23 protein-coding genes are annotated in these 20531 nt (G+C 59.2%); 7 read left to right on the plus strand and 16 right to left on the minus strand.

The annotated features are described in order from the left end of the window. Positions 1 to 126 precede the first annotated feature (126 nt). A complete protein-coding gene (locus tag F3I21_RS02030) occupies positions 127 to 1119 on the plus strand; it encodes a 2-hydroxyacid dehydrogenase (protein ID WP_058758498.1) in 993 nt (330 codons plus the stop codon). 15 nt (positions 1120 to 1134) lie between these two features. Here the strand turns inward: F3I21_RS02030 and F3I21_RS02035 are convergent, their stop codons facing one another. Further along, positions 1135 to 1407: a DUF333 domain-containing protein gene (locus F3I21_RS02035; protein ID WP_021506124.1), complete on the minus strand. Its 273-nt coding sequence runs from the start codon at positions 1405 to 1407 to the stop codon at positions 1135 to 1137. Positions 1408 to 1595: 188 nt separating this feature from the next. Between F3I21_RS02035 and F3I21_RS02040 the strand changes: the two genes are divergently transcribed. Then, positions 1596 to 2252 (plus strand): MgtC/SapB family protein, encoded by a 657-nt coding sequence (locus F3I21_RS02040; protein ID WP_021506125.1) that lies wholly within the window; start codon positions 1596 to 1598, stop codon positions 2250 to 2252. Between the two features lie 71 nt (positions 2253 to 2323). Here the strand turns inward: F3I21_RS02040 and F3I21_RS02045 are convergent, their stop codons facing one another. Together F3I21_RS02045 and iraP are read right to left on the minus strand one after the other, a co-directional pair. Next, on the minus strand, positions 2324 to 2524 hold the full coding sequence (locus tag F3I21_RS02045; RefSeq protein ID WP_010618426.1) for a DUF2767 family protein: 201 nt from the start codon (positions 2522 to 2524) through the stop codon (positions 2324 to 2326). Between the two features lie 146 nt (positions 2525 to 2670). Then, the gene (gene iraP / locus F3I21_RS02050) at positions 2671 to 3036 is read right to left on the minus strand and encodes an anti-adapter protein IraP (protein ID WP_010618425.1); all 366 of its coding nucleotides are present in this window, start codon (positions 3034 to 3036) and stop codon (positions 2671 to 2673) included. 325 nt (positions 3037 to 3361) lie between these two features. Between iraP and ttcA the strand changes: the two genes are divergently transcribed. Then, entirely contained in the window at positions 3362 to 4297 is a 936-nt protein-coding gene (ttcA, locus tag F3I21_RS02055; RefSeq protein ID WP_150058143.1) for a tRNA 2-thiocytidine(32) synthetase TtcA, read from the plus strand. A 53-nt stretch (positions 4298 to 4350) separates the two neighbouring features. Here the strand turns inward: ttcA and F3I21_RS23140 are convergent, their stop codons facing one another. From F3I21_RS23140 to F3I21_RS02065, 3 genes are all read right to left on the minus strand, one after another. Then, complete coding sequence (locus F3I21_RS23140; protein ID WP_021506127.1) at positions 4351 to 4497, minus strand: hypothetical protein; 147 nt, start codon at positions 4495 to 4497, stop codon at positions 4351 to 4353. 307 nt (positions 4498 to 4804) lie between these two features. After that, entirely contained in the window at positions 4805 to 5788 is a 984-nt protein-coding gene (gene zntB / locus F3I21_RS02060) for a zinc transporter ZntB (protein ID WP_021506128.1), read from the minus strand. A 128-nt stretch (positions 5789 to 5916) separates the two neighbouring features. After that, positions 5917 to 7536, minus strand: coding sequence for an ABC transporter substrate-binding protein (locus F3I21_RS02065; RefSeq protein ID WP_021506129.1), 1620 nt, complete (start codon positions 7534 to 7536; stop codon positions 5917 to 5919). 188 nt (positions 7537 to 7724) lie between these two features. On the opposite strand from F3I21_RS02065, the gene mpaA reads away from it, so the two are divergent. Next, a complete protein-coding gene (gene mpaA / locus F3I21_RS02070; protein WP_021506130.1) occupies positions 7725 to 8438 on the plus strand; it encodes a murein tripeptide amidase MpaA in 714 nt (237 codons plus the stop codon). Here mpaA and ycjG read toward each other — a convergent pair. After that, positions 8407 to 9393 carry an L-Ala-D/L-Glu epimerase gene (ycjG, locus tag F3I21_RS02075; RefSeq protein ID WP_150058145.1) on the minus strand — a complete coding sequence of 329 codons (987 nt, stop codon included), beginning with the start codon at positions 9391 to 9393 and terminating at the stop codon, positions 8407 to 8409. The two genes, mpaA and ycjG, sit on opposite strands and share 32 nt — an antisense overlap. A gap of 151 nt (positions 9394 to 9544) precedes the next feature. Here ycjG and tpx point away from each other — a divergent pair, with 151 nt between their 5' ends. Next, on the plus strand, positions 9545 to 10048 hold the full coding sequence (gene tpx / locus F3I21_RS02080) for a thiol peroxidase (RefSeq protein ID WP_058780606.1): 504 nt from the start codon (positions 9545 to 9547) through the stop codon (positions 10046 to 10048). Between the two features lie 58 nt (positions 10049 to 10106). Here tpx and tyrR read toward each other — a convergent pair whose 3' ends face one another. The 7 genes from tyrR to pspA form a co-directional block, all read right to left on the minus strand. After that, positions 10107 to 11672, minus strand: a complete 1566-nt coding sequence (gene tyrR / locus F3I21_RS02085) for a transcriptional regulator TyrR (RefSeq protein ID WP_150058147.1) — start codon at positions 11670 to 11672, stop codon at positions 10107 to 10109. Between the two features lie 213 nt (positions 11673 to 11885). Then, the gene (locus tag F3I21_RS02090; RefSeq protein ID WP_150058149.1) at positions 11886 to 12959 is read right to left on the minus strand and encodes a YcjF family protein; all 1074 of its coding nucleotides are present in this window, start codon (positions 12957 to 12959) and stop codon (positions 11886 to 11888) included. Further along, positions 12956 to 14353, minus strand: a complete 1398-nt coding sequence (locus F3I21_RS02095; RefSeq protein ID WP_150058151.1) for a YcjX family protein — start codon at positions 14351 to 14353, stop codon at positions 12956 to 12958. The genes F3I21_RS02090 and F3I21_RS02095 overlap by 4 nt, the downstream gene beginning before the upstream one ends. Then, entirely contained in the window at positions 14334 to 14582 is a 249-nt protein-coding gene (gene pspD / locus F3I21_RS02100; protein ID WP_021506136.1) for a phage shock protein PspD, read from the minus strand. Before pspD ends, F3I21_RS02095 begins: the two co-directional genes overlap by 20 nt. A 48-nt stretch (positions 14583 to 14630) precedes the next feature. Next, positions 14631 to 14978 carry an envelope stress response membrane protein PspC gene (gene pspC / locus F3I21_RS02105; RefSeq protein ID WP_058758492.1) on the minus strand — a complete coding sequence of 116 codons (348 nt, stop codon included), beginning with the start codon at positions 14976 to 14978 and terminating at the stop codon, positions 14631 to 14633. After that, entirely contained in the window at positions 14975 to 15199 is a 225-nt protein-coding gene (gene pspB, locus F3I21_RS02110) for an envelope stress response membrane protein PspB (RefSeq protein ID WP_058769745.1), read from the minus strand. Before pspB ends, pspC begins: the two co-directional genes overlap by 4 nt. A 57-nt stretch (positions 15200 to 15256) precedes the next feature. Continuing rightward, positions 15257 to 15922, minus strand: a complete 666-nt coding sequence (gene pspA, locus F3I21_RS02115; RefSeq protein ID WP_058758491.1) for a phage shock protein PspA — start codon at positions 15920 to 15922, stop codon at positions 15257 to 15259. 156 nt (positions 15923 to 16078) lie between these two features. On the opposite strand from pspA, the gene pspF reads away from it, so the two are divergent. Together pspF and leuA are read left to right on the plus strand one after the other, a co-directional pair. Continuing rightward, complete coding sequence (gene pspF, locus F3I21_RS02120; RefSeq protein WP_141495475.1) at positions 16079 to 17074, plus strand: phage shock protein operon transcriptional activator; 996 nt, start codon at positions 16079 to 16081, stop codon at positions 17072 to 17074. A 119-nt stretch (positions 17075 to 17193) separates the two neighbouring features. After that, positions 17194 to 18879 (plus strand): 2-isopropylmalate synthase, encoded by a 1686-nt coding sequence (leuA, locus tag F3I21_RS02125; protein WP_141495476.1) that lies wholly within the window; start codon positions 17194 to 17196, stop codon positions 18877 to 18879. Here the strand turns inward: leuA and F3I21_RS02130 are convergent. Both F3I21_RS02130 and F3I21_RS02135 read right to left on the minus strand, forming a co-directional pair. Beyond that, on the minus strand, positions 18830 to 19612 hold the full coding sequence (locus tag F3I21_RS02130) for a helix-turn-helix transcriptional regulator (protein ID WP_150058153.1): 783 nt from the start codon (positions 19610 to 19612) through the stop codon (positions 18830 to 18832). The two genes, leuA and F3I21_RS02130, sit on opposite strands and share 50 nt — an antisense overlap. Continuing rightward, entirely contained in the window at positions 19613 to 20476 is an 864-nt protein-coding gene (locus F3I21_RS02135; RefSeq protein WP_150058155.1) for an NAD(P)-dependent oxidoreductase, read from the minus strand. It lies immediately after the preceding gene. Positions 20477 to 20531 lie beyond the last annotated feature (55 nt).

A 20531-nucleotide genomic window follows, 5' to 3' on the forward strand; every position in this document is an offset into this window, starting at 1 on the left:
GATGATGGCATGTTATGCCCGGCAAATGAAGGCGTTACCGCTTTAGTCTGGCTGAAGAACAGCAAAATGACGCGGAAAACGTTATCCTGATGTGATACCGACGTAACATTTTTCAGGAGCGAAACAATGAAAGTTGCGGTTTACAGCACCAAGCATTACGACCAGAAATACCTCGAGCACGTTAACGAAGGCTACGGATTTGAGCTGCAGTTTTTTGACTTCCTGCTGAGCGAAACCACGGCGAAAAACGCCGCTGGCTGTGATGCGGTCTGTATCTTCGTTAACGATGACGGGAGCAAAGCGGTGCTGGCGGAGCTGGCGGCGCTGGGCGTGAAATATATCGCGCTGCGCTGTGCCGGTTTCAACAACGTCGACCTCGACGCCGCCGCCGCGCTGGGACTGCAGGTGGTGCGCGTGCCCGCTTACTCGCCGGAAGCGGTAGCGGAACACGCGGTAGGTCTGATGATGACGCTCAACCGCCGCATTCACCGCGCTTACCAGCGCACGCGCGATGCCAACTTCTCGCTGGACGGCCTGACCGGTTTCAACATGCACAATAAAACCGCTGGCGTGGTCGGCACCGGCAAGATTGGTGTGGCGACGATGCGCATCCTGAAAGGTTTTGGCATGCGTCTGCTGGCGTACGATCCGTACCCCAGTGACGCCGCGCTGGCGCTCGGGGCGGAATATGTTGATTTGAAAACGCTGCTGGCGGAGTCCGATGTCATCACCCTGCACTGTCCGCTGACGCCGGAAAACCACCATCTGCTCAACGCGCAGGCGTTCAGCCAGATGAAAGATGGCGTGATGATTATCAATACCAGCCGCGGTGGGCTGATTGATTCACAGGCGGCGATTGAGGCGCTGAAACAGCAGAAAATCGGCTCGCTCGGCATGGACGTGTATGAGAACGAACGCGACCTGTTTTTTGAAGACAAGTCGAATGACGTGATTCAGGACGACGTGTTCCGCCGCCTGTCGGCCTGTCACAACGTGTTGTTTACCGGCCATCAGGCCTTTCTCACCGCCGAAGCGCTGACGGCGATTTCAGAAACCACGCTCAGCAATTTACAGCAGCTGGCGCGCGGGGAAACCTGTGCAAATCAGGTTAAGGCGTAAGGTTCTGCGCCTGCGTTAGCGGGCGCAGGCACCGCCGATCAGCGCCTGTTCGTCGCAGCGACGACCGTTAGCCAGCTGACACATCCCGATGCGTGAACCGTCTAACTGACGCGAGAACGCCAGCGTGCCGCCTGCGCTGTTGCAGTTGGCTTCTGCCATGGACGACATCACGACGTGCGGCTGCACGTGCGCGGCGGTGGCCTGTTGCGGCGGTTCATTGTCGCTGTTGCTGCTGCAGGCAGAGAGTAACAGCGCTGCGCCGGCCAGCAGTAAAGTTGCGGCTTTCATCGGTCGGGCTCCGGGAGTGTGAGCGGAAAAGTCGCACCAGCATATGTCAGCAGCGGTGCGCGATCGATAGGCGACACAGCTTTTTACAAAATTTAATATCGTCGTTGGCAAGCAGAATTATCCTGATTGCAGCGTTTTCCCTCTTTCTCTGCCAGTTCATACGAAACATCAATCAATAAGGAGGAAGGATGTTAGCCGACATGCTCATCCGCATCGCATTAGCCGGAATACTGGGCGGACTGATTGGCCTGGAGCGCCAGATGCGCGCTAAAGAAGCGGGCCTGCGTACCCACATTCTGGTCGGCATTGGCAGCGCCATGTTCATGCTGGTGTCAAAATATGGCTTTGCCGATATGCTGACTAACGATCATGTGGCGCTGGATCCCAGCCGTATTGCGGCGCAGGTGGTCAGCGGCATGGGCTTCCTTGGCGCTGGCACCATCATCATACAAAAGCAGATTGTGAAAGGCCTGACGACCGCCGCTGGCCTGTGGGTGACCGCCGCGATTGGCCTGGTGATCGGTAGCGGCATGTACGAAATCGGTATTTACGGCACGGTGCTGGCGCTGGTGGTACTGGAAACGTTCCGCCGTATCAGCCACTGGCTGATTGGCCGCCATCACACCCTCATCGTCCATCTCAAAGCCAAAAGCGTACCGCTGGTGTTGCTGGTACTGCAGCGTGAAAATTTGCGCTATGGCCACATCGCTGTGGTCAATCGTAACGAAGAGAGCGGCCTGTGCGAGCTGAGCGTTGAGGTGACATTGTCACGCAGATTTCCTATGCACAGCATTTATGACAAAGTAATGGAAATCAAAGGCGTGCAGTCGCTGGAAATGGTTTGACTGCGCTGGCGGGTTAATCGCTGCGGTCGATGGAAGATAAAAAGCCCGGCGCTGAAGGCCGGGCGGCTGGGTTAGCAGGGTTTGAGTTGTCCAATCGCCATTTCAACGGCGCGGTTAGGCGCGCCGGTTAATTCCCGATAACGCAGTTGCAGGTTACGCAACTCGCTGGCCAGCACCTCTTTTTCGGTAGCGGCACCGCGCTGCGCCAGTTCCAGATAGCATTGCCCCACCAGCCGGCACGCCTCCTCAAACACCATATCGTACGTTTGCATTGTTCCTCTCCTCACCTTTAAAAACTAAAAAAAGCGCTGAATCCATCCTGTCAGCGCAGTGAGAAGAAATCTTTACCCAGATCAATAAATATGCAGTTACCGCTGGCAAAATGTGCGCAATGGTAGCCGACTGCGGCGCTGCGCGATTAGGACGGATCCTTTTTGTCGTCATCGCTGGCGCTGCTCACACCAGTAATACCTTCCAGCGCCTGCTGGTTGATGACATCATCGGCGCTGTCAACCGCACGCGAAATCGTCAACAGATCCTGAAACTCGCTCAGCAGAATAGCGGCGTCCGACTTAAGCATATCGTCAGCCTCGGCTGACTCAATCACCATGTTGATGGCTTTGTTGGCGCTTTCAATAACTTCAGTGACGCCGCCTTTCTTACTGACGGCCAGTACCAGCGCACCGATCAGCAGCGACTGAGCCTCAACGCGCGCGGTCAACTGCTTGGTGGTGGCATCAATTTGTGAAATCTTCGCCAGCATGCTTAACACAACATTTTTCATCGCTTATTCCTCCCCGGGGAAGCAGGCAGTGTACCGCTTGCAAAATCCGCGACAAACTAAAAATTGTGAATAGCGCAACAGGTCTCTGACCGCGATCGCGCGGCGCACAGAGCGCATCACCGGCAAACCCATAAATCGTGCTGGAATTTGGCGCTGTAATCCGTACCATACGCCACAGACTTTTCCTGCTGACTGCGGTCAGCCGGCACCCATAAAGGCCAGCGCAGCGACCCGCAGCGTGCGCGGACACGGTTAATGCAGGCCTGGCGAGGGCCTCGTTAACGCGACATCCGCAGCTGACCAGCGATCACCGAGACCGAAATTCATGTCTGAACATCAAGAAGTTAATAAAAAAGAGCAGTACAACCTGAACAAACTGCAGAAGCGCCTGCGCCGTAACGTCGGTGAAGCGATTGCGGATTTCAACATGATTGAGGAAGGCGATCGCATCATGGTGTGCCTGTCCGGCGGTAAAGACAGCTACACCATGCTGGAAATTCTGCGTAACCTGCAGCAGAGCGCGCCGGTCAAATTTTCGCTGGTGGCGGTGAATCTTGACCAGAAACAGCCGGGATTCCCGGCACACGTGCTGCCGGCTTACCTCGACACGCTGGGCGTGGAGTATCAGATCGTCAACGAAGACACTTACTCCATCGTTAAAGAGAAGATCCCGGAAGGCAAAACCACCTGCTCGCTCTGTTCACGCCTGCGTCGCGGTATTCTTTATCGCACCGCCACTGAACTGGGCTGCACTAAGATTGCCTTAGGTCACCACCGCGATGACATCCTGCAGACGCTGTTCCTCAACATGTTTTACGGCGGCAAGATGAAAGGCATGCCGCCAAAACTGATGAGCGACGACGGTAAACATATCGTGATTCGCCCGCTGGCCTACTGCCGCGAAAAAGATATCGTGCGGTTCGCCGAAGCGCGCCAGTACCCTATCATTCCGTGCAACCTGTGTGGTTCACAGCCGAACCTGCAGCGCCAGGTGGTTGCCGATATGCTGCGTGACTGGGACAAGCGCTATCCGGGCCGCATTGAAACCATGTTCAGCGCCATGCAGAACATCGTGCCCTCGCATATGGCTGATATTAATCTGTTTGATTTCAAAGGCATTAAGCATGGTGATGCGGTGGTTGACGGCGGGGACATTGGTTTCGATCGCGAATCGCTGCCAGCGCAGCCGGTCGGCTGGCAGGCTGACGAGGACGATCAGCCGGACCTGAGTGCTCGCCTCGACGTGCTGGAAATTAAATAACGCGGTGACTTTGCAGCATAAAGGCGCGTCGCTCCGGGAACGCGCCTTTTTTATTAGCGGTGCGGCGGAGGATCGCTAATCGGCGGAAATTCAGGATCGTGCGGCGGCTCAGGCTCGGGGATCGGCTGCGGTTGCGGCACGGGTTCGGGAATCGGTGGCGGATCGGTCGGGATAGGTTCGCTGGCGTGAATCATGCGCATGCCGTTCTCCTGTTCGCTGAATGTCTGTTAAGCATAGGAAAGGATGCGGCAGCAAGCCAAACGGCAAAAAAAAGCCGGCGGATAAGCCGGCGTCGTACGAATCAAATGTGCTATGCAGTAATTCAAAAAAAGGAAGTAAGACAATATGGAGCGCAACGCCCATCGCTTGACGTTGCATTCACCTGCGGGAGAGAGTTTGCCCCGGTTGGGCTATGCGCTTATTGATGTCGATCAGGTTTTTTCCGCTTTTCTCCCCTGCACCGCCACAATTACCCGTTCATGACCTGCAGATAACTCCGTAGTAACATCACAGCCAGTTGCGGCGTTTCAGCCACAGCGCGACCCCCAGCACCATCACCAGTAACAACCCGCAGAACATGGTAAAGCCGTGCGGCCAGCTGCCACCGGGAATGCCTCCGAGATTGACGCCAAACAGCCCGGTGAGAAACGTGGCAGGCAGGAAAATCATCGCCATCAGCGACATGGTGTAAGTGCGCCGGTTCATGGATTCCGCCAGCAGCGACGCCACTTCATCCGCCAGAATACCGGTACGCGCCACACCCGCATTGAGGTCATCCAGCCCGCGCCCCAGCCGGTCCGCGACATCCTGCATGCGGCGGCGATCGTCATCGCTCATCCACGGCAGTTTCTCGCTTGCCAGCCGCGCATAGACATCGCGCTGCGGCGCCATATAGCGGCGCATCACGATCAGCTGTTTACGCAGCAGCGCCAGCTCTCCACGCGCCGGGACCTGCTGATCCATCAGCGCATCTTCCAGCGCGATAATTTTATCGTGCATCTCTTCAATGAATTCGCTGGCGTGATCGGTGAGCGCATCGCAGACGTCCACCAGCCAGCTGCCGCCGTCCACCGGGCCGTTGCCGTTTTGCAGATCGGTCAGCACTTCATCGATGGCATACACTTTGCGACGGCGGGTAGAAACAATCAGCTTGTCATTGATAAATACCCGCATCGCCACCAGCTGGTCTGGGCGCGAATCGGCGTTATGATTCACGCTGCGCAGTACGATCATAAAGCCGTCACCGAGGCGCGTCACGCGCGGTCGCATGCTGTCACCGGCCAGCGCATCCCGCACCGCATCGGGGATCAGCGGCGTGTGCTGCAACCAGTCGGCGCTTTGCCGCTGGGTATAGTTCAGATGCAGCCAGCAGTGACGCTCGCAGTTGATGACATCTTTATCTTCAATGGCGATAACGCCACCCTTGCCGTCGAACTGGCAGGCGACAATCGCATCCGACACCTGCAGCGCTTTTCCTTCAATGACGTTCACGTACTCGCCTCACTAGCAAAAACAATACGATACAGTCTAGCGCGGCGCGGGACAGTTGCAATTATCAGGGTGTGAGTAAAAATGACAGCGCAACCGGGTCGTTCACCGCCCTCCGTGGCGGTTCAGCGTCAGTGCTTCTCAATCCACAATTCCCGGCTGTAGGCAACGTCTTCCGGATTGGTGATGGGATAGCCCTTAACCCACGGCTTGATCAGACGCCCGTTGGTGTACTGGTAGATCGGCGCAATCGGCGCCTGGTCAGCGATGATCTGCTCGGCTTTGTTGTAATCGGCATTACGCGCCGCCACGCTGGTTTCATTGCTGGCCTTACTCAACACCGCATCATATTCCGCGTTGCTGAAGCGGGAAATATTGCCGCTGTGGCTGGCGGTCAGCAGGCTGAGGAAGGTCGACGGCTCATTGTAATCGCCCACCCAGGAAGCGCGGATCACATCGAAATTACCGCTGTTGCGGCTGTCGATATAGGTTTTCCACTCCTGGTTCTGCAATGTCACGTCAACGCCGAGATTCTTTTTCCACATCGAGGCCACCGCAATCGCAATCTTCTGGTGACTTTCAGAGGTGTTATACAGCAGCGTCAGGTGCAACGGTTTAGCCGGGCCGTAACCGGCGGCGGTCAGCAGGGCTTTGGCCTGCGCATTCAGTTCCTGCTGGCTGTGCTGCTGCAGATAGCTCTGCTGCGGTGTGAAGCCGGCGGTGACGTCCGGTGTGAAGTGCCATGCCGGTTTCTCGCCGGTGCCCAGCACTTTTTCCGCGATAATGCGGCGGTCAATGCTCCATGACAGCGCCTTACGCACCCGCACATCCGCCGTCGGCCCTTTCTGCGTATTAAACGCGTAATAATAGGTGCCAAGCTGATCCGGCGTATACACCTGCCCCGGCAGCTCTTTTTTCAGCAGGCCGTACATATTTTTCGGGAAGGATTCCGTGATATCGATATCCCCGGCGCGGTAACGCTTGGTGGCGCTGGATTCTTCATTGATGGGAATAAAGGTCACTTTCGTCAGTACCGAATGGGCGTTATCCCAGTAGTGCGGGTTACGCACCAGCACAATCTTTTCGTTAACTACGCGCTCCTGCAATTGATAAGCGCCGTTGCCCACCAGTTTACCCGGCGCAGTCCAGCCATCGCCGTTTTGCGCGATGACCTTTTGCGGCACCGGGAACATCGCCACGTTAGCCACCATGCTGGGGAACCACGGCAGTGGACGTGACAATGTCACCTTCAGATGCGTCTCATCGGTCGCCACCACGCCCAGCTTGTCCGGGCTCATCTGACCTTTGGTGATGGCTTCAGCATTCTCAATGCCGCTCAGCGCGGCAAACCAGGCGAAAGGCGAGCTATTTTTGGGATCGACCAGACGTTGCCAGCTGTAGACAAAATCCTGTGCGGTCACCGGTTCACCGCTGGACCAGCGCGCATCTTTGCGCAGCGTGAACAGCCAGGTTTTGTTGTCATTGCTGCTCCAGCTCTGCGCAACGCCCGGCACGATTTTGCCCTGCGCGTCCTGGTTGGTCAGCCCTTCAAACAGATCGCGCAGCACCTGAATCTCCGGCAGACCGACTGCTTTGAGCGGATCAAGCGAGGCCGGTTCATCTTTGATATGGCGGACGATTTCCTGGCTGCTGGCCAGTTGCGCGCCGGCTGGCACACTGGCGGCATAGGCGGATGAGAGAGCGCTGCTGATGATGAGCGCGGCCAGCGTGGTGCGGAAAGTTAATTTCATCACGACTCCTTGACCCGAAAAAAGGGCGACGGCCAAACCAATGCGTCGCCAGCAACTTTTCGCACTTTATCGCAAATCGCTGATTGATAAATAGCTATTTCCCCGTCTGCTGTTTACCGTTATGTTGAGGCTGGATTGCAGCTCACAATTTTTGCGGCTGAACGCGATGCATGACAGAGAGGAAGGTTATGTCGACACACCACCCGCGCCCGCTGCGCGGTAAGCTGGACGCCGTCTGGCAACAATATGGACATTCGGTGCTGGGTGCGCCGCTGCTGTGGTTTCCGGCACCGGCGGCCGACGAGGACAGCGGACTGATTATCGCGGGCACCCACGGCGATGAAAACGCGGCGGTGGCCACGCTCTCCGCCGCCATGCGCACGCTGCCGGACACGCTGCGGCGTCATCATGTGATTCTGGCGGTCAATCCGGACGGCTGCCAACTCGGGCTGCGCGCCAATGTCAACGGTGTCGATCTCAACCGCAACTTCCCTGCCGCCAACTGGCAAGCGGGCGATACCGTCTATCGCTGGAACAGCGTGGCCGACGCGCGCGATGTGCTGCTCTCAACCGGAAACGCGCCGGCGTCAGAGCCGGAAACCGCCGCACTATGCCAGCTGATTCATCGTATCCGGCCGCGCTGGGTCGTCTCCTGGCACGAACCGCTGGCCTGTATTGATGATCCGCACCACAGCCCGCTGGCCAGCTGGCTGGCGGAACAAACCGGTCTGCCGGTGGTGAGCAGTGTCGGCTACGCCACGCCGGGCTCGTTTGGCAGCTGGTGCGCCGATCTCAGTCTGCCCTGCATCACCGCCGAAATGCCCGCCATCTCGGTGGACGAAGCCACCGAGGTGTATCTTGATGCGATGATCAACCTGCTGCGCTGGCAGCCGTCGTCTTAAGCACGCCGTGCGAGAAGTGCAGCGACGGTTCCACATCGGCCGCCAGCCACGTCGGACCGTCGAGGTCAGCAAACCTGGCCTGCGGCGTTAACGGTAGCGCGGCGCGAATGGCGCGTGAGGTACACAACATACAGCCCAGCATGATGGCAAATCCCTGCGCGCGCGCGGCCGTGGCCAGCGCCAGCGCTTCGGTCAGCCCACCGGTTTTATCCAGTTTGATATTCACCATGTCGTAGCGCCCGTGCAGGGCTGCCAGGCTGTCGCGCGTGTGGCAGCTCTCATCCGCACAGATCGGTAGCGGATGGATAAAATGGGCCAGCGCCGCATCCTGCGCGGCAGGCAGCGGCTGCTCCAGCATCGCCACCTGTAAATCCGCCAGCAGCTGGCAGCGTGCCGCCAGCCCTTCTGCCTGCCAGGACTCATTGGCATCGACGATCAGCGTGGCGTCCGGCACCGCACTGCGAATCGCCACCAGCCGTTCGCTGATCAGATGGTTATCCAGCTTAATTTTCAGCAGGCGCGCGCCGTGCTGCCACAGCGCCAGCGCGCTGCTGGCCATCGCTTCTGGCGTATCAATGCTGACGGTATGCGCCGTGACGATCTCCTGTGCCGGCACCGCCTCACACAGCGCCGCCAGGCTGGTGCGCTGCTGCTGGCGCTCCAGATCCCACAGCGCGCAATCAATCGCGTTGCGCGCGGCACCGGCCGGCAACGCCTGTTGCAGCGCTGCCCGCGTCATGCCGTTTTGTAACGCACCGAGCTGTGAAGCAATCTGCTGCAGCACCGAAGCCTCACTTTCGCCATAGCGCGCATAGGGCGTGGCCTCGCCAATGCCTTTGAGGCCATCCTGCTCAATCTCCACCACCACCACGTGCGCCTCGGTGCGGCTGCCGCGCGAAATCACAAACGGCGAGTGCAGCGGCCAGGCTTCCGGATAACTTTTCACTGTTCTCATACTGACTCCTCAAATCCATGACGTCATAACGTGCTGGTGCAGCTCCACGTTGAATTAGGCTCGTAAACCCTTAAAATTTATGTCATAAACAAACGCTATACCTGTTCTGGTGGGGTTAACACCAGATTTTTTATCGTTAAAAGGAAATTGTATGTCGCAGAATGTTCACTTTCAGGGCAATCCGGTGCCGGTTGCCGGCCACTTCCCGCAGGCTGGCGAGCAGGCAAAACCGTTCAACCTGGTAGCGAAAGATCTCAGTGATGTGTCCCTTTCTCAGTATGCAGGCAAACGCAAAGTTCTGAACATTTTCCCAAGCATTGATACCGGCGTGTGCGCCGCGTCGGTGCGCAAATTCAACGAGCGTTCTGGCGAAGCTGACAACACCGTGGTGCTGTGCATCTCTGCCGATCTGCCTTTTGCGCAATCGCGCTTCTGCGGCGCCGAGAACGTCAATAACGTAGTGACGCTGTCTACGCTGCGCGGTGCAGAATTTATTGAAAATTACGGCGTCGCGATCGCCGATGGCCCGCTGAAAGGCCTGACCGCCCGCGCCGTGGTGGTGCTGGATGAGAACGATAAGGTGCTGTACAGCGAGCTGGTGAATGAAATCACCGAAGAGCCGAACTATGAAGCGGCACTGGCAGCGCTGAAGTAAGGTTACTGCTGATAAAAAAGCCGTCTGTCACAGACGGCTTGTTGATGCAGAACGCGGATTATTCGCCTTCGCTGCGTTTCTGACCGAGGCCATATTCGCGCAGCTTGTTGGCGATCGCGGTGTGTGACACCCCAAGACGTTTCGCCAGTTTACGCGTGCTGGGATACGACAGATAGAGACGAGTCAGCACTGAACGCTCGAAACGGCTGGTAATTTCATCCAGCGACCCTTCCATTGCCTCTTCGCCCAGCGACACATCCAGCGCCTGCTCCGGCAGCACGATATCCTGCGGGCGCAGTTCATAACCTTCCAGCTGCGTGAGCGCGCGATACAGCGCATTTTTCAACTGGCGCACGTTGCCCGGCCAGTTATAGCGCGTCAGGAACGGCGTCAGCTGCGGTGACAAACGTGGGCGCGGCAGCCCCTGCTCATCGGCGAAGCGCGCCACAAACATTTCGGTGAGCGGCAGAATATCCAGCGGACGTTCGCGCAGCGGCGGCAGATTCAGCGTCAGCACGTTCAGACGATAGAACAGGTCTTCGCGGAACTCGCCGCGCTGCACCAGCTCAATCAGGTTCTTTTGCGTGGCGCAGATCACGCGCACATCCACATGCACTTCATGATCCTCGCCGACGCGGCGGAAGGTGCCATCGTTCAGGAAGCGCAGCAGTTTGGTCTGCATGCGCGACGACATCTCGCCGATTTCATCCAGCAGCACCGAGCCGCCGTTCGCCTGCTCAAAGAAGCCCTTCTTCCCTTCCAGCGCGTTGGGATACGCGCCCGCCGCGTGACCAAACAGCTCGCTCTCAGCGACGTCATCCGGAATCGAGCCGCAGTTGAGCGCAAGGAACGGTTTTTTACCGCGTGCGCTGCGCAGATGGCAGGCGCGCGCCAGCATATCTTTACCGGTGCCGGTGTCGCCGACAATCAGCAGCGGCGCATCGTGCATCGCCAGCTTGCGCGCCTGGTCGATCACCTGACGCATTTTCGGCGTCACCGCCACGATGTGATCGAATTCGGAGTCATCGGTGACGCTGAGATTCTGCAACTGCCGCCCCATGCGTGCGGTGGATTTCAGAGTGATCATCGCGCCTACCGGCTGGTCGTTCTGCTCATCTTCCTGCGCCAGATAGATCGGGCGCGCTTCCATGAGAAAATCACGCCCCTGGATCACCACATGCTGCGCCTGCGCGTCAACACGTTCACTCTCCAGCCAGCGCTGGAAATTAAAGCCGGCAATCAGCGTGCCGGCGTTCTGATTACGGATCTTCTGTTCGTCGAGGTTAAACAGGTTTTGCGCCGCCGGATTCGCCAGTTCGACTTTACCTTTCAGGTCGAGGGAGAACACCGGCTCGGGCATCGCCACCAGCAGCGCGCTCAACGCGCGATGTTCACGCTCAGACGGCATGAAAGACACGGTGCGAACGTCTGTCACGCCCGGTGTGCGGCGAATCTCCGCCATCAGGTTACTGAATGCGTCAAATTCCAGCGCAGAAAAGTTGAGGTAGATGCGGCCCAGCGAGGCAATTTCAATGCCGCGCAGGTCAATATTACGGGCAACCAGCAGGTCGAGTAGCTCGCGCGCCAGACCGATACGGTCCTGGCAGAAAACTTCCAAACGCATTGCGATGAGCCTTAGTCAGGTTTTGATTTTAGAGATAATACGCTAACTTGCAGCGCCTCAGAAGGGTTCTGTCATGAAAAGTTGACACTCTGAGGCAGGTGACGAAGAGAAGTGTAGCGGAACAACCAACAATAATCCCGCCAGAAATCACCCTGAGCACAGATAATTTCACCTTTCACGCCATCGGTAGCGTGAAAGGCAGACAAGGTGAGATTATTTAGCAGCCTGACCTGCTTTCTCACCGCTTTTGGCCAGCGATTCTTTAAGCTGTCCCACCAGTTCACGGCGGAAATCGCCGAGCCGCGGTTTGTCCTCCGCCAGCCACGGCAGCGGACGGCATAATTCCATCGCTTTGATACCCAGCCGGGCGGTGAGCAGCCCGGCACCGATGCCCTGCGCCGCACGCGCCGAGAGACGGGCGGCGATATCCTGCGACATCCAGTCCATACCGACTTCGCGCACCAGCTCTGACGCCCCGGCAAACGCCATATTCAGTAATACCAGCCGGAACAGCCGGATGCGACTGAAGTAGCCAAGTTCAATGCCGTAGATGGCCGCGATGCGGTTCACCAGCCGCAGGTTGCGCCAGGCGATAAACGCCATGTCCACCAGCGCCAGCGGGCTGACGGCAATCATCAGCGTCGATTCTGCCGCGTGGCGGCTGATTTCGCGCCGCGCCTGACGGTCCAGTACCGGCTGCACCAGCTGGGCATACAGCGTGACAATTTCGCGGTCGTTATGGGTTTCGTGCAGTGCCGCGTGCCAGCGCTGCAGTGCCGGATGCGCCTGATCCAGCTGCGCCTGGCGCGCCAGCTTTTCACAGAACGCCCGGCCTTTGCCGATGCCGTGGCTGGCCAGCAGCTCACGGCCAACGTCCCGCTCTTCCGCCCGCTGACGCAGACGATACAGCCGACGCCATTCGCCAATCAGCGCGCCCGCGCCGGCGGCGACAATCAGCCCACCGGCCACGCCGCTGCCCAGTGCAAACCAGTCGCGCGTCAGCCAGGCATCGTGCAGCCACTGGGCGCCCTGCGCCACCACGCTGATACCAAAGATACCCAGCCCGACGCCCACCATTTTGCGCCACAGGCTGCGCTTTGGCCGCAGCGCGGCTTCCACCACTTTCTCGCCGGCGCCCTCTTCCAGCGGCTCCGCGTCAGGCGTCACCAGAAACCCCTGTTGCGCGTCGCTGCTAAAGGTGTGCGCCGCGCGCAGGGTCGGCTCCACAGGCTCCTGCAACGGGCGGGCAAAATCTATCCGTGGTTTGAGTGGCGTTTCATCGCTCATCGCAATTTATCTCCCAGTAAAAATTCCAGCGCAGCATCCATGCGGATATGCGGCAACGGCCGATCGACATCCAGCTGCTGCGGCCGGAACTGTTCAAACTGAAACCCCTGCTGCTGCCAGAAGCTGTTGCCCGGCAGGCGCGGCGGTACTTCGCCCGGGTAAAAGGTCAGCGGTTCACCGTCGGCTAGGCGATGACCGCGCAGCGCCGGTAATTTTTCTCCGCGATGATCCACCAGCCCGCTCTCGGTCGCCTGCACCGACGCCAGCCCCAGACAATCCATGCTGATGCCTTCAAACGCGGCGTTCTGCCACGCGTCCTGTACCAGCTGCTGCAGCAGCGACACCATATTGGCGTGCTGATCGGCGGTGATGTGATCGGCCTTGGTGGCGGCAAACAGCAACTTATCGATGACCGGCGAGAACAGACGGCGGAACAGCGTGCGCTGGCCATAGTGAAAACTTTGCATCAGCTGGGTCAGCGCCAGCCGCATATCATTGAACGCCTGCGGTCCACTGTTGAGCGGCTGCAGGCAATCGACCAGTACGATCTGACGATCGAAGCGCAGGAAGTGATTTTTATAAAACCCTTTCACCACATGCTGACAGTAGTAGTGGAAACGCTGCTGCAGCATGGCGAAATTGCTGCCGGCCGGTGCCTGCAGCAGCTTACCGGCCTGCTGATCATCGACGTTGGGCCACGGGAAAAACTGCAGTGCCGGCGCGCCAGCCATGTCACCCGGCAACACAAAACGTCCCGGCTGGATGAAGTGCAATCCTTCGGTTTTGCACTTATGCAGGTAGTCGGTCCAGGCCGCGGCGATCTCCGCCAGGCGGTTTTCATCGGCGGGCGCGAACGGGTCGAGATCGGCGCTCAGGCTGTGCCAGCGCGCGGCCCACTGCTGACGATCGCCCTGCAGCAGGCCGACCATCTGGCGTGACCAGCTGAGATAATCCTGCGCCAGCATCGGCAGATCGAGCAGCCACTCGCCGGGATAATCGACAATTTCGAGGTAAAGGGTGGCGGTATCTTTGAAATGACGCAGCAGAGACTGATCCGGCCGGTAGCGCAGCGCAAGGCGCATCTCGCTGACGCCGCGCGTCGGGGTCGGCCACATCGGCGGCGTGCCGTACAGCTGGGCCAGCCCTTCGTCATAGGTAAAGCGCGGCGTACCCAGCTCACGCTGGGGCACGCGCTTCACGCCCAGCAGCCGCTCTTCGCGTACCACGGAAAACAGCGGCAGACGCGCGCCGCTGTGGACATTGAGCAGCTGGTTAACCAGCGAGGTGATAAAGGCGGTTTTGCCGCTGCGGCTCAGGCCGGTGACGGCGAGGCGCAGATGACGATCCACGCCGCGGTTCATCAGCCCCATCAACTCATTTTGCAGTCTTTTCATCGCTCTCCCTGATGAAACGTGCTGACAGGCGGTTAAACGCCTTGCTCAGCAACGGTTCCAGGGCGGCCGCCAGCAACAGGCGCAGCGGACGGCGCGCCACCGATTTCACTGCCCAGCCGGCCAGGCCGCCGGGCGCATAGGTTACTGCACTGATGATGATGAATTTTCCCGCCGACTTCAACGCAGGCGTTGCGCGGCGGCGCAGAGCAGTTAAACGTTGCGTATGCATAGCGCCTCTCTTAGAGCAGCGGACCCGCTGACGGGCCCGCAACAGGGATTAAATCTGGCGGAAACGGCTGCGTACGCTGAAGGTTTCTGAGGTCACGTAACGCTCGATATCGCGTACGTTACGCTCATCGGCGGTGAGCGTGTTCTCCAGCTCATCCAGCAGTTCGCGCGCCGTTGGTGTGCGCTCAGAGGGTGCGTCCAGCGGTTTTTCATCCAGCACGTAGCCAAGGATAAAATAGGCGGTCACGGTGATCATAAACAGACCGAAAAACAGTGACAGCACTACAATCACACGCAGCAGCCGCACCGGAATATCCAGGTACTCGGCCAGCCCGGCACACACGCCGCGCACTTTGCCCTGCTGCGGAATACGCCACAGTTTGCGTCCGTTCATCATGGCTGCCTCCAGTTCGGGTGTTCGGCATCGAGGATCGCTTCCAGCGCCTCGACCCGATCACGCATGCGGCGCGCTTCCTGCGTCAGCTGCTGCAGGCGCTGCAGGTCACCGGACGAAAGCGCCCCGCCGTTGCGTTTGTTGCTGTAGTGCAGCCATAACCAGATCGGTGCCACAAACAGCACGAAGATCGTTAACGGTATGGCCAGAAATAGTGCGCTCATTGACTCTCCTTTTTCAGTACACCCGGCAATCCGGGCCCGTTAGCAGGCCCGGGGCGATCACTCGCTGCGGTTCATTTTGGCTTTCAGCGCAGCCAGCTGCTGGCTGATTTCGTCATCGGCTTTCAGATCGGCAAACTGCTGGTCCAGCGTTTTGCTTTTACCGAAGCGCTGGCTTTCCGCTTCTGCTTCCATGTGATCGATGCGGCGCTCAAAAGATTCGAAGCGTGCCATCGCCTCATCCAGCTTGCCGCTGTCGAGCTGACGACGCACATCGCGTGACGATGAAGCCGCCTGGTGACGCAGCGTCAGGGCCTGCTGACGGGCGCGGGTTTCGCTGAGTTTTTTCTCCAGCTCGCCAATCTCGCCTTTCATGCGATCCAGCGTCTCTTCAACGTGGCTGGCTTCCTGCTGCAGCGCAGCGATCAAATCGGTCAGCTTCTGTTTCTCAATCAGCGCCGAACGGGCTAAATCTTCTTTCTCTTTACTCAGCGCCAGCTCAGCTTTTTCCTGCCATTCGGCCTGCTGAATTTCGGCCTGCTCAATACGGCGCAGCAGCTGTTTCTTTTCTGCCAGCGCGCGGGCCGAGGTGGAACGTACTTCCACCAGCGTGTCTTCCATTTCCTGAATCATCAGGCGTACCAGTTTCTGCGGATCTTCGGCACGCTCCAGCAGCGAGTTGATGTTAGCGTTCACGATATCGGCGAAACGAGAAAAAATACCCATAATGATGTTCCTCTGGTTGTCATGTCTTTACGCCCATAACTAATACAAGATGCGTGCCAGTTTTTAACGTATTGATTTTAATGAATTTGAGTATTTTACACGCGCCGCGCAATCCGTTAAGGTAGTGAAATTAATTAATCAGTGGTGAATTTCATCATGGCAAACGGTAAAGACAATCTGCTGGGCGAGTCGAATAACTTTTTAGAGGTGCTGGAACAGGTATCGAAACTGGCACCGCTTGAGAAACCGGTGCTGGTGACTGGCGAACGCGGTACCGGTAAAGAGCTGATTGCCAGCCGCCTGCACTACCTCTCCGACCGCTGGCAGGGGCCGTTTATTTCGCTCAACTGCGCCGCGCTGAATGAAAATCTGCTGGATTCCGAGCTGTTCGGCCATGAAGCCGGTGCCTTTACCGGCGCCCAGAAGCGCCACCTTGGCCGCTTTGAGCGCGCCGATGGCGGCACGCTGTTTCTGGATGAGCTTGCCACTGCGCCGATGCTGGTGCAGGAGAAACTGCTGCGCGTGATTGAGTATGGCCAGCTGGAACGCGTTGGCGGCAATCAGTCGCTGCAGGTTAACGTGCGGCTGGTGTGCGCCACCAACGAGGATCTGCCAGCATTGGCCGCCGCCGGCCGTTTTCGCGCCGACCTGCTCGATCGCCTGGCGTTCGATGTTGTCCAGCTGCCGCCGCTGCGCGAGCGCCGCAGCGATATCCTGGTGATGGCCGAGCATTTTGCCATTCAGATGTGCCGCGAGCTGGGCCTGGCGCTGTTTCCCGGCTTTAGCGAGCGCGCTCAGCTCACCCTGTTGCAGCACAGCTGGCCGGGCAACGTGCGTGAACTGAAAAACGTGGTGGAGCGCTCGGTGTACCGTCATCACAGCACCGAACAGACGCTCGACACCATCATCATCAATCCGTTTGCGCCACGCAGTGCTCCTGCGGTAACCGAAGCGGAAGCAGAACAGCGTGAAAATGCCCTGCCGGCGCTGCCGCTGGATTTACGCCAGTGGCAAAACCAGCAGGAGTGCGCCCTGGTCGAAGCCAGTCTGCAACAGGCGCGATACAACCAGCGCCGCGCCGCTGAACTGTTGCGCGTCACTTATCATCAGCTGCGCGCGATGATGAAAAAACACGGGATCGAAGCACAGTAGGGTTTAACTGACGGGTATTGCTGCGGCAGCTGTCAGTTTTGCACGCCGGGTTGTCAGCTATGCGTGAGCCGCTTCCGGCAGGTTACTGCAGACTACAGGCAGACCTCAAGGAGACCCTCATGCTGACTCAACCTGCTGAAAAATATCGCCCGTGGCCTGTCATCAATCTGGCGGATCGCCAGTGGCCGTCACGCCAGATCACCCGCACGCCACGCTGGCTCTCAACCGATTTGCGCGATGGCAATCAGGCGCTGGCTACGCCGATGGACAGCGCGCGCAAATTAGCATTCTGGCAACTGCTGCTGCGCTGCGGCTTTAAAGAGATTGAAGTGGCGTTTCCCGCCGCCTCGCAAACCGATTTTGACTTTGTGCGCCTGCTGATTGAACAGCAGCACATCCCTCACGACGTCACTATTCAGGTATTAACCCAGGCGCGCGGCGATTTAATCGATCGCACCTTTGCAGCGCTGCGTGATGCGCCGCAGGCGATTATCCATCTGTATAACGCCACCGCCCCGCTGTTCCGTGAGCGCGTATTTCGTCAGAGCAAAGCTGAGATCGTCGAGCTGGCCTGCGCCGCCGCGCGGCAAATCCGCGCACGCTGTGCGGCGCAGCCCGCCACGCGCTGGACCTTTCAGTACTCGCCGGAAACCTTCTGCTTTACCGAGCCGGTGTTTGCGCTGGAAATCTGTGAAGCGGTCGCCGCCATCTGGCAGCCGGGACCGCAGCGGCCGATGATCATCAACCTGCCCGCCACGGTGGAAGTCAATACGCCTAACGTGTATGCCGACCAGATCGAGTATTTCTGTCGCCACTTCAGCCAGCGCTCGCAGGTGGCCATCAGCGTCCATCCGCATAACGATCGCGGCACCGGCATCGCCTGCGCCGAGCTGGCGCTGCTGGCCGGGGCCGATCGCGTTGAAGGCTGTCTGTTTGGTAACGGCGAGCGCACCGGTAACGTCGATCTGGTGACGCTGGCGCTGAATCTCTATACCCAGGGCGTGACGCCTGAGCTGGACTTTAGCGATATGCGCGAGGTGCTGGAAGTGGTGACGCGCTGTAACCAGCTGCCAGTCCATCCGCGCCATCCTTACGCCGGCGAACTGGTGTTTACCGCCTTCTCCGGCTCGCATCAGGATGCCATTCGCAAAGGCTTTGCCGAACGCAGCGCGCGTAATGAAGTGGTATGGCAAATGCCCTACCTGCCACTCGACCCGCTGGACATCGGCTGCAGCTATGAAGCGGTGATCCGCGTGAATAGCCAGTCCGGTAAAGGCGGTGCCGCCTGGCTGCTGGAACAAAATCACGGCCTGCAACTGCCGCGCGGCCTGCAGCAGGATTTCAGCCGCTGCGTGCAGCAGCAGACCGATGCTCACGGCCAGGAGATGACGCACCACGCGCTGTGGCAGCTGTTCTGTCAGCAGTACGGCCTGCAACAGCCGCGGTGTCGCCTGCTGCAGGCGGAGAGCCATAGCGATGATCAGGGCGAGACGCGGATTAAAGCGCGCCTGCAGCAGGGTCCGCAGCAGCTAACCCTGGAAGGGCGCGGCAACGGTCTGCTGTCAGCGGCGGTCGCCGCGCTGCGTCAGCGCTTCGATCTGGCCGTAACCATTGAGGATTATCATGAACACACACTGGGCAAACGCAGCGACAGTCGTTCGGTGTGCTATATCAGCTGCATCACGCCGCGTGGCGAGCGTGCGTGGGGGGTGGGTATTGATAATGACGTAACGCGCGCTTCGCTGCAGGCATTGCTTAACGCGGCGGGCGCTTTTCTGCCGCCGGAAAGTAGTTCGCTGGCGTAACGCCCAGCACGCGACGAAACATGGCGCTGAAGGCGCTCGGGCTGTCGTAGCCGAGATCGAGCGCCACGGCCAACACCGTATCGCCCTGTGCCAGCCGGGTCAGCGCCACGCTCAGCCGGGCACGCCGCAGCCAGTCGCTAAACTGCAAACCGGTTTCGCGACTGAAATGGCGCGCCAGCGTGCGTTCCGCCACACACAGCTGCGCCGCCGCGCGCGCCAGCGTCCAGCTCTCGCCCGGTGCCTGCTGAATCTGCTGGCACAGCGCCAGCAGCCGGTCGCTGTACGGCAGTAGCAGGCCAAACGGCAGCACGTCCATCACGCGAATTTCATCGAGAATCAGCTCGTAAATTCGCTCGGCGCGACTGCCAGACGCGTAATGCTCCGGCAGCGTGAGCGCGCTGACAATCAGCTCCCGCAGCAGCGGCGATATCTGCACCACCTGACAGCTGGCAGGCAGATCTGCGCGCGCCAGCGGGTCGACAAACAGCGTGCGCGCCGCCACGCTGCCAACGATGTGCAGCGCATGACGCGTGCCGGCCGGCAGCCACACGCCGCGGCTGGGCGGCACAATCCAGCTGCCGTGTTGCGTTTCCACTTTGACCACGCCGCTCAAAGTATGTATCAGCTGCGCGCAGTGGTGATAGTGCCACGGCTCCGCATCGCCGTGCGCGTAATCATGCGCATACGGCACCAGCGGACGCTGAGAGAAGTCAAAGTCGAGCCGCTGACTCATTTAGCGTTTCAGGTACTGATAAACCGCCGCCAGATCCTGCTCGCCGTAACCGGCATCGACCGCCTGCTGCCAGACATCGACGATGTTTTCCAGCGCCGGCAGAGAAGCGTCGCCGGCGGCGTCCAGCGCCAGCCGCGCATCCTTCAGCGCCCAGATCAGATGCATCTGCGGGGTAAAGTCGCCGCTGGCAATCATGCCGAGTTTCATTTTGGCGTACGGCGCTGCCAGCGGACCGCCTTCCAGCACCTGCCAGAGATCGTCGGTAGTGAAACCGAATTGCTCTGCCAGCCGGGTGCTTTCGGCAAGACTCTGCATCAGGCCAATCAGCCAGCTATTCACCACCAGCTTCATGCGCGAGCTGGCACCGGCGGCACCCAGCCACTGCGTCCCTTTACCAATTGCGGCAAACACCTGCTCCGCCGCCTGGGCGCGCTGCCGGTCGCCGCTGGCCATCACCAGAATCTGCGCGTTTTCAGCCGGCGCTTTGGTACCGGAGACCGGCGCATCAATAAACACCACGTCCGGCCGTGCGGCCGCCAGCCCGGCGATCAGCGCGTCGGTCGCTTCAACACCGATGGTGCCCATCTGCGCCACGGTAGCCCCCTGCTGCAGTGCGTTCTGCACCTGGTTTAGCGTGGTGCGCGTGGTAGCGCCGTCCGCCAGCATGGCAATCACCACGTCTGCGCCTTCCACAGCCTGCGCGGCGCTGTCGCTCAGCGTCAGGCCTGCGGCCACCAGATCTTCGCCTTTGGCACGCGTGCGGTTCCAGCCGCGCACGGTAAAGCCCTTCTTCAACAAATTGGCGGCAAATGCGTGTCCCATCGCGCCTAATCCCAGTACCGCCACTACGGGTTGCTGACTCATGTTTTCTCCTTCTTCTTACCACAGGCAAAACGATCACACTGACAGAAATTGGGGC

This window comes from Pantoea sp. B_9 (assembly GCF_008632015.1).
Lineage (GTDB): Bacteria > Pseudomonadota > Gammaproteobacteria > Enterobacterales > Enterobacteriaceae > Pantoea > Pantoea dispersa.

Bases quoted from the DNA above. Each gene is read 5' to 3' on its own strand.
- F3I21_RS02030 (WP_058758498.1), top strand. From the start codon at position 127: ATGAAAGTTGCGGTTTACAGCACCAAGCATTACGACCAGAAATACCTC.
- F3I21_RS02035 (WP_021506124.1), bottom strand. From the start codon at position 1,407: ATGAAAGCCGCAACTTTACTGCTGGCCGGCGCAGCGCTGTTACTCTCT.
- F3I21_RS02040 (WP_021506125.1), top strand. From the start codon at position 1,596: ATGTTAGCCGACATGCTCATCCGCATCGCATTAGCCGGAATACTGGGC.
- F3I21_RS02045 (WP_010618426.1), bottom strand. From the start codon at position 2,524: ATGCAAACGTACGATATGGTGTTTGAGGAGGCGTGCCGGCTGGTGGGG.
- iraP (WP_010618425.1), bottom strand. From the start codon at position 3,036: ATGAAAAATGTTGTGTTAAGCATGCTGGCGAAGATTTCACAAATTGAT.
- ttcA (WP_150058143.1), top strand. From the start codon at position 3,362: ATGTCTGAACATCAAGAAGTTAATAAAAAAGAGCAGTACAACCTGAAC.
- F3I21_RS23140 (WP_021506127.1), bottom strand. From the start codon at position 4,497: ATGCGCATGATTCACGCCAGCGAACCTATCCCGACCGATCCGCCACCG.
- F3I21_RS02065 (WP_021506129.1), bottom strand. From the start codon at position 7,536: ATGAAATTAACTTTCCGCACCACGCTGGCCGCGCTCATCATCAGCAGC.
- mpaA (WP_021506130.1), top strand. From the start codon at position 7,725: ATGTCGACACACCACCCGCGCCCGCTGCGCGGTAAGCTGGACGCCGTC.
- ycjG (WP_150058145.1), bottom strand. From the start codon at position 9,393: ATGAGAACAGTGAAAAGTTATCCGGAAGCCTGGCCGCTGCACTCGCCG.
- tpx (WP_058780606.1), top strand. From the start codon at position 9,545: ATGTCGCAGAATGTTCACTTTCAGGGCAATCCGGTGCCGGTTGCCGGC.
- tyrR (WP_150058147.1), bottom strand. From the start codon at position 11,672: ATGCGTTTGGAAGTTTTCTGCCAGGACCGTATCGGTCTGGCGCGCGAG.
- F3I21_RS02090 (WP_150058149.1), bottom strand. From the start codon at position 12,959: ATGAGCGATGAAACGCCACTCAAACCACGGATAGATTTTGCCCGCCCG.
- F3I21_RS02095 (WP_150058151.1), bottom strand. From the start codon at position 14,353: ATGAAAAGACTGCAAAATGAGTTGATGGGGCTGATGAACCGCGGCGTG.
- pspD (WP_021506136.1), bottom strand. From the start codon at position 14,582: ATGCATACGCAACGTTTAACTGCTCTGCGCCGCCGCGCAACGCCTGCG.
- pspC (WP_058758492.1), bottom strand. From the start codon at position 14,978: ATGATGAACGGACGCAAACTGTGGCGTATTCCGCAGCAGGGCAAAGTG.
- pspB (WP_058769745.1), bottom strand. From the start codon at position 15,199: ATGAGCGCACTATTTCTGGCCATACCGTTAACGATCTTCGTGCTGTTT.
- pspA (WP_058758491.1), bottom strand. From the start codon at position 15,922: ATGGGTATTTTTTCTCGTTTCGCCGATATCGTGAACGCTAACATCAAC.
- pspF (WP_141495475.1), top strand. From the start codon at position 16,079: ATGGCAAACGGTAAAGACAATCTGCTGGGCGAGTCGAATAACTTTTTA.
- leuA (WP_141495476.1), top strand. From the start codon at position 17,194: ATGCTGACTCAACCTGCTGAAAAATATCGCCCGTGGCCTGTCATCAAT.
- F3I21_RS02130 (WP_150058153.1), bottom strand. From the start codon at position 19,612: ATGAGTCAGCGGCTCGACTTTGACTTCTCTCAGCGTCCGCTGGTGCCG.
- F3I21_RS02135 (WP_150058155.1), bottom strand. From the start codon at position 20,476: ATGAGTCAGCAACCCGTAGTGGCGGTACTGGGATTAGGCGCGATGGGA.